The sequence below is a fragment of the Phenylobacterium sp. NIBR 498073 genome (genome assembly GCF_027286305.1).
Taxonomy (GTDB): Bacteria; Pseudomonadota; Alphaproteobacteria; order Caulobacterales; family Caulobacteraceae; genus Phenylobacterium.
Genome location: NZ_CP114599.1, coordinates 1483858 through 1496359, shown reverse-complemented (window position 1 = coordinate 1496359; position 12502 = coordinate 1483858). Strand labels below are relative to the sequence as shown.

20 protein-coding genes are annotated in these 12502 nt (G+C 69.3%); 10 read left to right on the top strand and 10 right to left on the bottom strand.

All coding sequences use genetic code 11. The annotated features are described in order from the left end of the window. Window positions 1-28 precede the first annotated feature (28 nt). Window positions 29-634 carry an FMN-dependent NADH-azoreductase gene (locus O4N75_RS07600; RefSeq protein WP_269628751.1) on the top strand — a complete coding sequence of 202 codons (606 nt, stop codon included), beginning with the start codon at window positions 29-31 and terminating at the stop codon, window positions 632-634. 68 nt (window positions 635-702) lie between these two features. Here O4N75_RS07600 and O4N75_RS07595 read toward each other — a convergent pair whose 3' ends face one another. Beyond that, on the bottom strand, window positions 703-1203 hold the full coding sequence (locus O4N75_RS07595; protein ID WP_269628750.1) for a GNAT family N-acetyltransferase: 501 nt from the start codon (window positions 1201-1203) through the stop codon (window positions 703-705). Window positions 1204-1361: 158 nt separating this feature from the next. Between O4N75_RS07595 and O4N75_RS07590 the strand changes: the two genes are divergently transcribed. Beyond that, window positions 1362-2015 (top strand): DsbA family protein, encoded by a 654-nt coding sequence (locus O4N75_RS07590; RefSeq protein ID WP_269628749.1) that lies wholly within the window; start codon window positions 1362-1364, stop codon window positions 2013-2015. Here the strand turns inward: O4N75_RS07590 and O4N75_RS07585 are convergent. The 3 genes from O4N75_RS07585 to O4N75_RS07575 form a co-directional block, all read right to left on the bottom strand. Further along, window positions 2002-2211, bottom strand: coding sequence for a dodecin (locus O4N75_RS07585; RefSeq protein ID WP_269628748.1), 210 nt, complete (start codon window positions 2209-2211; stop codon window positions 2002-2004). The two genes, O4N75_RS07590 and O4N75_RS07585, sit on opposite strands and share 14 nt — an antisense overlap. A gap of 88 nt (window positions 2212-2299) precedes the next feature. Continuing rightward, a complete protein-coding gene (locus tag O4N75_RS07580; protein WP_269628747.1) occupies window positions 2300-3064 on the bottom strand; it encodes an outer membrane protein in 765 nt (254 codons plus the stop codon). 356 nt (window positions 3065-3420) lie between these two features. Continuing rightward, the gene (locus O4N75_RS07575) at window positions 3421-3783 is read right to left on the bottom strand and encodes a nuclear transport factor 2 family protein (RefSeq protein ID WP_269628746.1); all 363 of its coding nucleotides are present in this window, start codon (window positions 3781-3783) and stop codon (window positions 3421-3423) included. Window positions 3784-3918: 135 nt separating this feature from the next. Here O4N75_RS07575 and O4N75_RS07570 point away from each other — a divergent pair, with 135 nt between their 5' ends. Then, complete coding sequence (locus O4N75_RS07570) at window positions 3919-4638, top strand: dienelactone hydrolase family protein (RefSeq protein WP_269628745.1); 720 nt, start codon at window positions 3919-3921, stop codon at window positions 4636-4638. After that, window positions 4638-5000, top strand: a complete 363-nt coding sequence (locus tag O4N75_RS07565; RefSeq protein WP_269628744.1) for an EthD domain-containing protein — start codon at window positions 4638-4640, stop codon at window positions 4998-5000. Before O4N75_RS07570 ends, O4N75_RS07565 begins: the two co-directional genes overlap by 1 nt. A 240-nt stretch (window positions 5001-5240) precedes the next feature. On the opposite strand, the gene O4N75_RS07560 is transcribed toward O4N75_RS07565, so the two are convergent. Beyond that, on the bottom strand, window positions 5241-5681 hold the full coding sequence (locus tag O4N75_RS07560) for a DUF983 domain-containing protein (protein ID WP_267233633.1): 441 nt from the start codon (window positions 5679-5681) through the stop codon (window positions 5241-5243). An 81-nt stretch (window positions 5682-5762) separates the two neighbouring features. Here O4N75_RS07560 and O4N75_RS07555 point away from each other — a divergent pair, with 81 nt between their 5' ends. Then, window positions 5763-7130 carry a PLP-dependent aminotransferase family protein gene (locus tag O4N75_RS07555; RefSeq protein ID WP_269628743.1) on the top strand — a complete coding sequence of 456 codons (1368 nt, stop codon included), beginning with the start codon at window positions 5763-5765 and terminating at the stop codon, window positions 7128-7130. Here the strand turns inward: O4N75_RS07555 and O4N75_RS07550 are convergent. Continuing rightward, window positions 7127-7510, bottom strand: coding sequence for a hypothetical protein (locus tag O4N75_RS07550; protein ID WP_267233635.1), 384 nt, complete (start codon window positions 7508-7510; stop codon window positions 7127-7129). The genes O4N75_RS07555 and O4N75_RS07550 overlap by 4 nt on opposite strands. A 156-nt stretch (window positions 7511-7666) precedes the next feature. On the opposite strand from O4N75_RS07550, the gene O4N75_RS07545 reads away from it, so the two are divergent. Next, window positions 7667-8590: an HAD family hydrolase gene (locus O4N75_RS07545; protein ID WP_269628742.1), complete on the top strand. Its 924-nt coding sequence runs from the start codon at window positions 7667-7669 to the stop codon at window positions 8588-8590. A 40-nt stretch (window positions 8591-8630) separates the two neighbouring features. Next, window positions 8631-8888, top strand: a complete 258-nt coding sequence (locus O4N75_RS07540) for a DUF3297 family protein (RefSeq protein ID WP_267233637.1) — start codon at window positions 8631-8633, stop codon at window positions 8886-8888. 4 nt (window positions 8889-8892) lie between these two features. Here O4N75_RS07540 and O4N75_RS07535 read toward each other — a convergent pair whose 3' ends face one another. Then, entirely contained in the window at window positions 8893-9279 is a 387-nt protein-coding gene (locus O4N75_RS07535; protein ID WP_269628741.1) for a VOC family protein, read from the bottom strand. Window positions 9280-9355: 76 nt separating this feature from the next. Further along, the gene (locus O4N75_RS07530) at window positions 9356-9535 is read right to left on the bottom strand and encodes a hypothetical protein (RefSeq protein ID WP_269628739.1); all 180 of its coding nucleotides are present in this window, start codon (window positions 9533-9535) and stop codon (window positions 9356-9358) included. A 99-nt stretch (window positions 9536-9634) separates the two neighbouring features. Between O4N75_RS07530 and O4N75_RS07525 the strand changes: the two genes are divergently transcribed. Further along, on the top strand, window positions 9635-10564 hold the full coding sequence (locus O4N75_RS07525) for a LysR substrate-binding domain-containing protein (RefSeq protein ID WP_269628738.1): 930 nt from the start codon (window positions 9635-9637) through the stop codon (window positions 10562-10564). 2 nt (window positions 10565-10566) lie between these two features. Here the strand turns inward: O4N75_RS07525 and O4N75_RS07520 are convergent, their stop codons facing one another. After that, the gene (locus O4N75_RS07520) at window positions 10567-10977 is read right to left on the bottom strand and encodes a hypothetical protein (protein ID WP_269628737.1); all 411 of its coding nucleotides are present in this window, start codon (window positions 10975-10977) and stop codon (window positions 10567-10569) included. 303 nt (window positions 10978-11280) lie between these two features. On the opposite strand from O4N75_RS07520, the gene O4N75_RS07515 reads away from it, so the two are divergent. Both O4N75_RS07515 and O4N75_RS07510 read left to right on the top strand, forming a co-directional pair. Further along, the gene (locus tag O4N75_RS07515) at window positions 11281-11499 is read left to right on the top strand and encodes a hypothetical protein (protein ID WP_269628736.1); all 219 of its coding nucleotides are present in this window, start codon (window positions 11281-11283) and stop codon (window positions 11497-11499) included. A 109-nt stretch (window positions 11500-11608) separates the two neighbouring features. Further along, window positions 11609-12046 (top strand): hypothetical protein, encoded by a 438-nt coding sequence (locus tag O4N75_RS07510; RefSeq protein WP_269628735.1) that lies wholly within the window; start codon window positions 11609-11611, stop codon window positions 12044-12046. Window positions 12047-12054: 8 nt separating this feature from the next. Here O4N75_RS07510 and O4N75_RS07505 read toward each other — a convergent pair whose 3' ends face one another. Then, entirely contained in the window at window positions 12055-12441 is a 387-nt protein-coding gene (locus tag O4N75_RS07505) for a hypothetical protein (protein WP_269628734.1), read from the bottom strand. Between the last annotated feature and the right edge of the window lie 61 nt (window positions 12442-12502).

Here is a 12502-nt window from a genome sequence, read left to right as displayed (position 1 = left end):
CGAATTCACTCACGCCTTGGAGGGCGCCTTGACCAACATTCTCGTTCTTAACAGCAGCGTCAGCGGCCAAGCCTCGATCTCGCGCCTGCTGGTCGCCGACGCCGTCGCCGAGCTGACCGCCCGCGATCCCGCCGCCCAGCTGGTGTTCCGCGATCTGGCGGCCGACCCGATCCCGCACCTGCTGCCCTCGACGGTGGCCGGCGTCCGCGCCCAGCCCTCGACCCCGGCCGAGCACGAAGCCCGCGCCCTCAGCGACAAGCTGATCGCCGAGCTGCGCGCCGCCGACGTGATCGTCATCGGCGCGCCGATGTACAACTTCAGCGTCCCGACCACCCTGCGCTCGTGGTTCGACCACGTGCTGCGGGCCGGCGAGACCTTCCGCTACTCCGAAGCCGGCCCTGAGGGCCTGCTGACCGGCAAGAAGGTGATCGTCGTCGAGAGCCGCGGCGGCCTCTACAGCGAGGGCCCGGGCCAGGCCCTGGACTTCCAGGAACCCTACCTGCGCCAGCTGCTCGGCTTCGTCGGCCTGACCGACGTGACCTTCATCCGCGCCGAGAAGATCGGCTACGGCCCCGAGGCCCGCGAGCAGGCGGTGGCCGACAGCCGCGCCGAGCTGGCCCGCCTCCCGGCCTGACGTCATCGGCGTTCGCGCCGAGACGGAGGAGGACCGCCCCCATCGGCCCAGATGGGCGGTCCTCCCCGTCACACCCTTCGTTGCATGAACACGCGCGCGGTCTCGTCGAGGCCGCGCGCTTCGTGTTCAGCGCGGATCTTCGCCAGGCCCGGCGTCGGGTGCTCGACCGGCTCGAAGCCCAGCCGCGCGTAGTACGGCGCGTTGAACGGCACGTCCTTGAAGGTCGACAGCGTCAGGGCCGGCCAGCCCCTCGCCCGCGCCAGCCCCGCCACCGCCGCCAGCAGCGCAGCGCCAATCCCGCGCCGCGCATGGCTGGGAAGCACGTCGATCTGCTCGACATAGGCGCAGCCCTCGACCGGCCGGAACATCACGAAGGCGATCGGCCCATCGGCCTCCGTGGCGACCAGCAGCCCGCCCGACCCGATCCGTTCGGCCAGGGTCCTGGCGTCGGTCGGCTCGTCCTGGGCCAGCCAGGCGCGGTCCGTGCCGAGAAAGCGGGTCGCCGAAACACGCTCGATTTCGCGCACGCGTTCGATCTCGTCGGTGCGCGCAGGGCGGATATGAATCATCTGAAGGTCCGGTCAGGAGGGATCGGTGCGCGCCGCGCAGGCGCGCTTGCAGGCGGTTCGCGAAACGTGCGCGTTCAGGCCTTCAAGGATCGTGGTCTCCAAGCGGCTCGCCCAGGCGGTCCGTGCACATTACATAGGCCAGACGAGAGGACGCCGCCATGCAGACCCCCCGCCTGATCTACTTCGCCGACCCCATGTGCTCGTGGTGCTACGGCTTCTCGCCGGTGATCGCGCAGATCCGGCGCACCTTCGGCCGCGCCCTGCCGATTCAGCTGGTGATGGGCGGCCTGCGCCCCGGCAACGACAAGCCGACCACCGAGCAGGCCAAGACCGAGCTGAAGATCCATTGGGAGCACGTCCACGAGGCGACCGGGCTGCCGTTCGACGACGCCGTGCTCGACCGGCCGGGGTTCCTCTACGACACCGATCCGGCCGCCCGCGCCGTGGTCCGCGTCCGGCGCGAAGACGGCGAAAAGGCCGTGCTGTTCCTGGCCCGCCTGCATCACGCCTTTTACGCCGAGGGCCAGGACGTCACCCAGGCCCAGGTGCTCGCCGAGCTCGCCGCCGAGTTCGGCGTCGACCGCGACGCCTTCCTCGCCGACTTCGAGACCGACGACCTCAAGCACGAGACCTGGAACGACTACGCCACCGCCCAGCGCGCCGGCGTGACCGGTTTCCCGACCCTGGTCGGCGGCCCGAACGAGGAAGGCCACTTCGGCATCGTCAACCGCGGCTATCAGCCGGCGCCCGCCGTACTCACGGTCCTTCACCAGTGGCTGGGGACCGAGCCGGACGCGCCTACTCCAGCGTAAAGCCGACCTTCAGCAGCACCTGGTAGTGGGCGACCTTGCCGCCCTCCACATGGCCGCGCACCTGGATCACCTCGAACCAGCGGATGTTGCGGACCGTGGCGCTGGCCTTGGTGATCGCCGTCTGGATGGCGTCATCGACGCTTTTGGCCGACGAGCCGGCCAGCTCCAGGATCTTGTAGACATTGTCGTCGGCCATGGCGGGCCTCCCTTTGTCTTTGAAGGGAGAACGGACCGCGCGGCGGGCTGGTTGCGGCCGGCGCCCCCGAGACGCCGGCCGCCTTCGGCTAAAACTTGTAGTCGATGCCGACCCGCAGAAGGTTGGCGCGGGTGTCGCCCTCGGTCGTGAAGGCGGCGAAGCCGTTCGGCGTGACCCAGGAGGCCCTCACATCGCCGAAGTCGGTATAGAGCCACTCGGCGCGGGCCGACATGTTGTCGCTGAAGGCATAGGCGCCGCCGATCCCCGCCGCCCAGCCGGTCTTGGTGTCGCTGTCGCTGAAGCTGCCGCTGTTGGCCGGAAGCCGGGTGTCGACATAGCTGGCGGACACCTTGACCTTCGACACCGCCAGACCGGCGGTTCCGTAGATCAGGTAGGGGCCGGTCGCGTAGCCGATGCGCGGGCGGAGCGTCCAAGCCCAGTCGGTGCTGACCTCCTGCTTGATGGTCGCAGTGATCGGCGGGCTGATCAGGAGCGGCGAGGTGAAGGTATTGGACCGATCCTGCCCGATGTCCATCCAGCCGACGTCGGTCTCCAACCCGAACACCCAGTTGCCAGACTGGTAATTGTATCCGCCCTGGATTCCGCCGGTGAAGCCGGTGTCGTTGCTGTCATCGGGATCCGTTCTGTTGATCACCGTCAAGTCGCCGGGCGGGATCACGATCGCGCCGCGTCCGGGCTCGACCTTGGTCTTGATGGAGCTGTCGCCCCAACTGGCCCCGAGATTGCCGCCGATGTAGAAGCCGGTCCAATCGTGGACGTCTTGAGCCAGGGCGGAGGCTGGAACGAGGAGGCTAGCGCACGAGGCCGCCGCCAACGCGAATTTGAGAGTCATCTGTGTCCCCTCTCATTGTCAGGTGTTTTGGCGCTCAGTCCGCAGACTGCCCGGATGGACCGGGTCGAGCTGGACAACCTCACAAATCGACGCTCGAAGCGTTGCTGGACACGCCCAGCGCAGTCATTTTGGCGCCGCACGCCCCGATAGCCCATATCAGGTCAAAGCCTGATAGGGCCAACTTCAGAATTTACTCAATCCTGAAACAATCTTCGCATCCGCGATCTGCCGCCAATAAAGGCAGAATTGAGACCTACAGAACTCAACGATACCCACTCATTCATCATACGCTGGATTTCGACAGGCGAATGCTTGACCGCACGTCGCCCAAAGCTGGGTGACGCGCGGCCCGCAGCTCAGCCGGGGAGCTGGTCCAGGAAGCCGGTGACGGTCTTCAGCCGCCCGTCCTCGACGCGCACGTAGTCGGTGCCCTTGATGGGCGCATCGGCCGCGCCGTCCGGGCCCAGGCCCCACGAAAAGCGCACGTGCTCGCCATGCCCGTCCGGCTCGCCAATCAGGGCGAAGCGGAAGCCGGGAAAACGCTCCTGCACCCCGGCGATCAGGGCGTCGACCCCGGCGTGGCCTTCGACGGCGGCCATCGGGTCGACATAGACCGCGTCGCCGGTCCAGGTGTCGGCGATCATCGCCCGGCGGGCGGCGACGTCGGTCTCGTTCCAGGCGGCGATGTAGATTTCGGCGATGTCTGCGGCGGTGGTCATGGGTCAGCTCCTTGTTGACGCCCCCACCTTGCCGGCCGCCCGACGGCCGCGCGATTACCCGCCAGGTAACGCAGCGCGCGCCTTGCGAAACCGGCCGTCCCACGCCTAGCGTCGCTGCAAAGGGAGACGCCGGGCATGGAAAGCCACATCCGCACCATCGAGTATCATCGCGGCGAAGCGCTGCACGACGGGGCGCTGGTCCTGCCCGACGGCGCCCGCGAGCCCCTGCCGGGCGTGCTGGTGTTCCACGGCTGGGAAGGCCGTTCCGAGGGCCAGGAGCAGTTCGCCCACCGCCTTGCCGGCCTCGGCTACGGCGCCTTCTGCGTCGACCTGTACGGCAAGGGCAGGCGCGGTTCGACCCCGGCCGAGTGCGAGGCGCTGATGACGCCGCTGGTCCAGGACCGGGCCGAGCTGCGCCGGCGGCTGCTGCATGTGGTCGAGGTGGTCGCCGCCTTGCCCGAACTTCGCGCCGATCGGCTGGCGGCGATCGGCTTCTGCTTCGGCGGGCTCTGCGTGCTCGACCTCGCCCGCGCCGGCGCCCCGCTGAAAGGCGTGGCCAGCTTCCACGGCCTGTTCACCCCGCCCGGCCTGCCGACCGTCAACCCGATGGCTGTCAAGGTCGCGGCCTATCATGGCTGGGACGATCCGATGGTCCCGCCGGCCGACGTCGTCGCGCTGGGCCAGGAGCTGACCGCCGCCCGCGCCGACTGGCAGATCCACGCCTTCGGCGGCGCCAAGCACGCATTCATGAACCCCGGCGCGAATATGCCGGACATGGGCATCGAGTATCACGAGGCCACCGCGCACCGGGCCTGGACCGCCATGGCCGGCTTCCTCGGCGAGGTGCTGGCCTGATGATCAAGCTCACCTTCGCCCTCGTCCGCCGCCCTGAACTGACCCGCGAACAGTTCCAGGATTACTGGCTGGGCGTCCACGCCCCGCTGGTGGCCAGCGTCCGCGACGCCTTGCGCATACGGCGCTACGTGCAGTTGCACAGCCTGCCGCTGGAGGCTTCGGCCGCCCTGCGCGACGTCCGTGGCGGGCCGGAGGGCTTCGACGGCGTCGCCCAGCTCTGGTGGGACAGTTTCGAGGACATGGCGAGCGCCGAACCGCAGGCCGCGCGGGAGGCCGGGGCGTTGCTGCTGGAGGACGAAAAGCGGTTCATCGACCTCTCGCGCTCGCCGCTCTGGTGGGGCCACGAGCACGTCATCTTCTGAGGCCGCGCAAAGAAAAGGGCGCTTCCGGCCAAGACCGGAAGCGCCCTTCTAGCCTGTCCCCACAGGCGGACCTCGTCGCCATCGTCGGCGCCGCGTCGAAACGATGGCGCCTTTATGACGGACGCAATGAGTCCATCCAATTAACATTCTTGTCGCAGTTGTTCCGCAGGCGGAACTGCCACCACAAAATGCGGAAGCGTGGCGCCGAGAACACCCTACCTGGGGTCGAAATCGACCTGATTACGCCGCCCGGTCGCGAGCCTTGCCGCGCAGGCCGAAGCCGCCCTCGCCGTGGCCGCCGAGGCTGGAGAACCGCGCCTCCTCGGCCTTGTGGAAGAACTGCGAGGCGACGAGCCAGGCCTTCACCGGCCGCAGCGTACCCAGGCAGCCGATGATCAGCGCCGGGAACACCGTCACCATGTGGACCCACATCGGCGGGTGATAGGCCACCTCGACCCAGGTGAAGACCGCGATGACGATCATGCCGATGGCGGTCATCACGAAGAAGGCCGGGCCGTCCGCGGGATCGGCGAACGAGAAATCCAGCCCGCAGGCCTCGCAGCTCGGGGCCATCTTCAGGAAGCCGCTGAACAGCTTGCCCTTGCCGCAGCGGGGGCACCGGCAGGTCAGGCCCGAGATGATCGGCAGCGGCGGGTCATAGGTTTGGTTGGCGTCGGCCATGTCCAGGTCCCTGCATACAATCGTTGCATTGATGCCTACAATTGTATATCAATGTATGGATTTTGAGGCGGGATAGCAAGCATGCCTGCGACCCTCTGGCTGCGGCGCGTCGACCGCGGCGGCGGCCCGATCTACCTGGCCATCCTGCGCGCGCTGGAAGCTGCGATCGCCGACGGCGAGTTGCAGGCCGGCGAGCAGTTGCCGCCCCAGCGCGCCGTGGCCGCCGCGCTCGGCGTCGACTTCACCACCGTCACCCGCGCCTACGCCGCCGCCCGCGCCCGCGGGCTGGTCGAGGGCGCGGTCGGCCGCGGCACCTACGTCGCCGGCCGCGCCGCCGAGGACGAGGCCGGCCTCGTCGACCTGTCGATGAACCTGCCGCCGCCGCCCAAGGGACTCAACCTCGGTAAACTCCTGAAGGAGACCGCCGGCGCGGTGCTCGACCGCACCGACCCGCAGGCGCTGATGGCCTATCACCCGCCCGGCGGCTCGCTGGCCCAGCGCGCGGCCGGCGCCGTCTGGCTCGCGCCAGGGCAAGGCGAGGTGTCGCCGGATCGCGTGGTGGTCACGCCCGGCGCCCAAGCGGCGCTGGCCGCCATCCTCGCCATGCTCGCCCGCCGCGGCGACGCGGTCATCGTCGAGCCGCTGACCTTTCCTGGCGTCCGTTCGGTCGCCGCCCTGCTGGGCCTGCGCCTGGTCGCCTGCCCGGTCGACGACGAGGGCTTCGATCCGGAGTCGCTGGCCCGCCTCTGCGCCGAGCACGCGCCGCGGGCGATCTACTGCATTCCCACCCATCAGAACCCAACCGCCGCCACCATGGGCGAGGGCCGACGCCGCGAGATCGCCGCCGTCGCCCGCGCCGCCAAGGTTCCGATCATCGAGGACGACGCTTACGGGCGGTTGCCGTCCACGCCCCTGCCCGCCGTCGCCGCCTTCGCCCCGGAACTGGTCTGGCGCCTGGCCACCACGGCCAAGGCGCTCTCGCCCGGCCTGCGCATCGCCTATGTCGCCGCGCCCGACCTCTCCGCCGCCCAGCGCCTGGCCGAGGCCCTGCGCGCCACCACCCTGATGCCGGCTCCGCTGGGCGCTGCCATCGTCACCGCCTGGATCCGCGAGGGAACCGCCGACAAGGTGCTGGCCGCCGTCCGCGCCGAGGCGGTCGAGCGCCAGGCCCTGGCCCGCCAGATCCTGCCCGCCGCCCAGGGCTCGCCCGAAGCCATCCACATCTGGCTGGACACGCCGGACCACTGGCCGGGCGAGCGGCTGCGCGACACCGCCCAGAGCCGCGGCCTCTCGCTGGTCACCGCCGACGCCTTCGCGACCACGCCGGGCGCCCGCGCGGGTCTGCGCATCTCGCTGGGCGGCCCGGCCAAACAATCGGTGCTCGCCCAGGCCCTGCGCGGCGTCGCCGCGATCCTCAGCGGCGAACCGGCCGGCCGGATGGTGGTCTAGGCCGGGAACGTCAGATAGCCGCGCTCGACCATCCGGCGCATGGCCTCGTAGGCCTCGGTCAGCTCCTCATAGGCGCTGCGCAGCGCGGCGAGCCGCTCGGTCTCCTGCGCGGTCAGCGGACGCGGGGTCTCGCTCAGCGCCAGCGCCTGGGCCACCCACTGGCTGCGGGCCAGGGCCGCGGCGACCGCCAGTTTCTGAAACTTGGCCGCGTCGGCCTGGCCGAGCATCTGGCCGATCACCTCGCGGTTCGAGGCGTAGGCCGTGTAGTCGATCTGCTCGATATGCCCGCGCAGCCGCTTCTGGGCCTGTGGGTCGAGCGAGCCGTCGGGCTCGAAATGGTCGTGGGACCGCCGCACGCTGGACGTCCGGGTCACCGACATGCCGACCTCCCAGGTCGCAAGACCCCCGTCGCGCAGGGGCTCGCCCATCCTGGCGGCGGGCAGCTTAAGGGGGCGTTGACGGCCCCCCTCCGCGGGAAACCCCCGATAGGCGCTCAGGAAACCCCACGCGAAGCTGGCGGCTCATCGGAGGCCGCCGTGACCCAAGCCCTGTCATCCTGGACCGACGGCCCCGCGCGCCGCGCCATCCTCGACTTCGTGGCCGCGACCACCGACAAGAACAGCTCCGACTTCGTGCCCGCCCCCGAACGGATCGCGGTCTTCGACAACGACGGCACCCTCTGGTGCGAGCAGCCGCTGCAGGTGCAGGTGCTGTTCGCCTTCGACCGCGCCGCCGCCATGGCCGCGGCCGACCCGTCGCTGGCCCAGCGCCAGCCGTTCAAGGCCTTCCTGGATCACGATCGGGCCGCCATCCATGCGCTCGGCAAGCAGGGGATCTTCGAATTCGCCTTCGCCGTGCACGCCGGGATGAGCATCGAGGCCTTCCAGGACGAGGTGCGCCAATGGCTGGTCACCGCCCGGCACCCCAAGCTCGATCGCCCCTACCCGCAGGTCGTCTACCAGCCGCAGTTGGAGTTGCTGGCCTATCTTCGCGCCCACGACTTCAAGACCTTCATCGTCTCCGGCGGCGGCATCGACTTCATGCGCGCCTTCGCCGAGCCGGTGTACGGCGTGCCGCCCGAGCAGGTGATCGGCTCCAGCGTGAAGACCGAACTGCAGGAGACCGGCGGCCGGCTCGCGCTGATGAAGCTGGCGCAGCTGGACACCTTCGATGACCGCGCCGTGAAGCCGGCCAACATCGGCCTGCACATCGGCCGCCGGCCGATCCTGGCGTTCGGCAACTCCGACGGCGACCAGGCGATGCTGCGCTACACCCTGGACGGCCCCGGCCCGCGCCTGGCCTTGCTGGTGCATCACGACGACAACGAGCGTGAAACCGCCTACGACCGCGACTTCAAGCTCAGCCCGCTGATCGAGACCCTCGACCGAGCCGCCGAGTTCGGCATCCAGGTGGTCAGCGTCAAGCGCGACTGGGCGCAGGTGTTCCCGCCGCCCCGCTAGGACGGTTGGCAATCGCGCCCAGGAAGGCTAATCGGGCGCCATGAGCGACACCCGCCCGACCACGCCCCCCGACCGGCTCTCCGTGAACCCGGCCAGCCCCTATCACGACGCCGAGGCGCTGGAGCGCGGCGTCGGCGTCCGCTTCAAGGGCGTCGAGAAGACCAATGTCGACGAGTACTGCGTCAGCGAAGGCTGGGTGCGGCTCAGCGTCGGCAAGACCGTCGACCGCAAGGGCAACGCCATGACCGTCAAGCTGCAGGGCGAGGTCGAGCCCTACTTCCAGGACCTGGCCGAGTAAGGCCTCACGTCAGGTCGGTGAACGGATTGTAGGCCACTTCCCAGAGGTGGCCATCCGGATCGGCGAAATAGCTTGAATACCCGCCCCAGAAGACGTCGCGCGGCGTCTTCACCGGCCGCGCGCCGACCGCGAGCGCATGCGCGAACACCGCGTCGACCTCGGCCTTCGAGCCGACATTGTGCGCCAGGCAAAAACCGCTAAACCCGGCCCCGTCGCCAGCCACCGTCGCATCTTCCGCCAGCTTGTCGCGCGGATAGATCGACAGCCACGTCCCTTCCAGGGCGAACATCGCGAAATCCTCGCCCTCCTGGTGGTTGTGGACCGGAAAGCCCAGGCCGTCGCGATAGAAGGCCAGCGAGGCGGCGAAGTCGCGCACGCCCAGGCCGATCATGCTGATCTTCGGTTTTATGCCGAGCTCCTTTCAGAATTCCGGCATGTTCACTATTTGTTCAATTCCGGTCAACCGCCTAGTGCGGCCCCGACAGGCAGTGCAGGTCGCCCGGGACATAGCCCCCCGATGTCGGCGCGCCCTTGGCGGCCTGCTGGTCGCGGACCGCGCGCTTGCGCCCGGCCTGGCCGAAGACCTCCTGCAGCCAAAGCACCCATCCGAAGGGAACGTCCTTATGGAGCCTGTGCAGCTCTTCCATTGTCCTGATCCGCTCTGACCGCTTCTTTACAAGGAGAATGTCGGCCAAGCAGCGCGTGGTGACAAACGCGTCCTCCTGCTCTATGCATTAGCAATACTTATGTCAGACATCCTCGCCACCATCCCGCTCAGCGCCATTCGCGTGTTCGAATCCGCCGCCCGGCTACGCAGCTTCACGCGCGCCGCCCAGGAGCTGGGGATCACCCAGGCGGCGGTCAGCTGGCAGGTGAAGGCGCTGGAGAAACGGCTCGACCAGCCGCTGTTCCTGCGGTTGCCGCGCGAGGTGGCGCTCACCGCCGCGGGCGAGCGGCTGGCGCGCGCCGCCAGCGAAGCGGTCGGCGTCCTGCGCACGGCGCTGATGGACATCACCGAAACCGGCGAAGGCGTGCTCTCCATCACCTCGCTGGCCACCGCCGCCAACCAATGGCTGGCGCCGCGGATCGGCGCGTTCCAGCTCAAGCACCCGTCGATCGCCGTGCGGCTCGACACCTCGACGCGGCTGGTCGACCTGGCGCACGAGAACTTCGACGTCGCCGTGCGCTCAGGCGAAGGCGACTGGTCGGGCATCGAGAGCCACTACCTGTTCCCGCACATCCATGCGCCGCTCTGCACCCCGGCCATGCGCGAGCGGCTGGGCGGCCTGGCCCGCCCCGAGGACCTGCTGGAGGCCCCGCTGATCGGCTCGCCCCAAGAGTGGGCGATCTGGTTCGCCGCGGTCGGCGTCGGACGCCAAGACGCCGCCGACATCCGCACGCCGCGCATCATCGGCGACAGCCAGACCGTGGAGGTCGCTTCGGCGCTCGGCGAACAGGGCGTAGCGCTGGCCTGCCCGTTCTTCTTCAATGCCGACCTGGAGGCGGGGCGCCTCGTCATGCCGTTCAAGACCGTCGCCCACTACGGCGGCGCCTACTGGCTGGCCTATCGCGCCGACCGCGCCCGCGCGCCGAAAATCCGGGCGTTCCGCGAGTGGATCCTCGACTGCGCCGCGCAGGACCCGGTCCTGCGCGACTACCCGCGGCGTGGTTCCTAAACCTAGGAGGCCACGCAGGTCGACAGGTTGACCGGCCCGGTGGCCAGCCGCTTCCACTCGCCGCCCACCTTCTGGAATTCGGCCGTCGCCGAGGTCGGGCGATACTCCGAGCGCGCAACGTCCCAGGCCTCCCAGCCGATGGCCGCGCCGATCTTGGCCGTCATGCCGTGGGCCGCCTCGTCGGGACTGACCTCGCGCAGGCCCTTGCAGGCCACCTCGAACGCCCGGCACTGCTCGCCCTCGGGCTTGCCCTTGCACTGCGGGTCGTTGGCCTTCAGCTCGGCGTGCCAGCTGCGGATGGCGACATCCAGGCCGGCGTTCGGGTCGCCGCCCTGCGCCCCCGCCGTCTTCTCGCCGCAGGCCGCCAGTCCCAGCGCCGCCGCTGCGAGGATCGCCATGGAAATTGCTTTCACCGTCTACTCCGTCCGACACGCGCCCGAAAACGCCGGGCGCAAGGGCGGAACGCTTAACAGCGCGAACATGGCGAGCGCGTGACGGCAGATCGGAATTTACTCCAGGTCAGAGTCGCCGCCGCCTCACCGACCGCGGACGGCGCCCAATCAGCAGTCATCTGCACGCCTGTAAGCATCGCAGCGGCGATAAACTTTCGTGACAGAGTTGAATCGAGTGGAACGTCGCGCCGATTTCTCGCACAAGCCGGCGCGAGGGGCGGATTCTTGATGGGTACCCGGCCGCGGTACAGCAAGGGTTCTAAGATGAAGGTGTTGGCAACGACCGTCTTTCTTGTCGCGATCGCCTCGGCCTCGGCGGCCGAGACGCCGACCTTTGCCGATCGCACCCCGCAGACGGGGCCGCAGGCCGGCGCGATGGTCGCCCTGATCAGCGGCCCGGACTTCACCGTCGTGACCCCGCGCGGCGATCCGTGGAGCGCCCGCGCCTTGCCCCGCACATCCGAGACCGCGCCCCGTTCGTAACCGCCCGCGCCGCGCGTTAACCCATTCAGCCTGCGTTCAGCGTGACCTTGCGATCGTGCCGCCTGAGACCGGCCTCCCCATATTCGGACGGGGCCGGAAGGAGGCGAGCATGAAGAAGCTCCTGACAACGACGATCGCGGCGGTCACCGCGGCCGGCGCCATCGCCGCGAGCGCCGGTTCGGCGCAGGCCGAGCCCTACCGCTACCATCGCGACCACGACGACAACGACGCTGCGGCGGCCGCCATCGTCGGCGGCGTGCTGGGCCTGGCGCTCGGCGCAGCCATCGCCGGATCGAGTAAGAACCGCAGCTACGACAGCGGCTATTACGGCGACGGCTACTATAACAACGGCTACTACAACGGCGGCGGCTACTACCGCGGCGGGTCGCGCGACTACGGCGACGGCTACTATGGCCGCGGCTATAGCTATGCCCGACCTTACGCGTATGGCTACGGCTACGCCCCGCGCACCTGCGTCAGCCGCGAGCGGGTCTACGACCCCTACATCGGCCGGCGCGTGACCATCGAGCGGCGCTACGCCTGTTAGAGCATTCTCTAGCGGCCGGCGCGGCGCCCCGAAGCGCCGCGGGCGACCAGCACCGCCGCCAGGCCAGCCGCCCCCAGGCCCAGCGCCAGCCCCAGCGAGCGGCGCCGACGCGGGCCGACGGTGATGCGGTGGATCCGCGCGCCCTCCACCGCCCACCAGGCGCCGGAGGCCTTGTCGAAGCCGTGCCGGGCGTACCGTCCGGTCCACTCGCGGGCGAGGTCCGCGGCCTCGGCCGCGGTTCGTCCCGTGGCGATGAAACCGCTGTCGGGGGTTGTGCGTTTGGGGTCGTCGTCCAGCCGCCAGGTCTCGCGCAGGACATTGAACACGCGGCCAAGTGGCGCATGTGTTGAGATCGTGGGGCGACGGCGCAGAAAGCGCTCGATAGACTCGGCCATGCGCCGGTTCGGCTCCCTGTTCGTGGATCGGTGATTCTCCGGTCCGATAGTTCTGGAAATT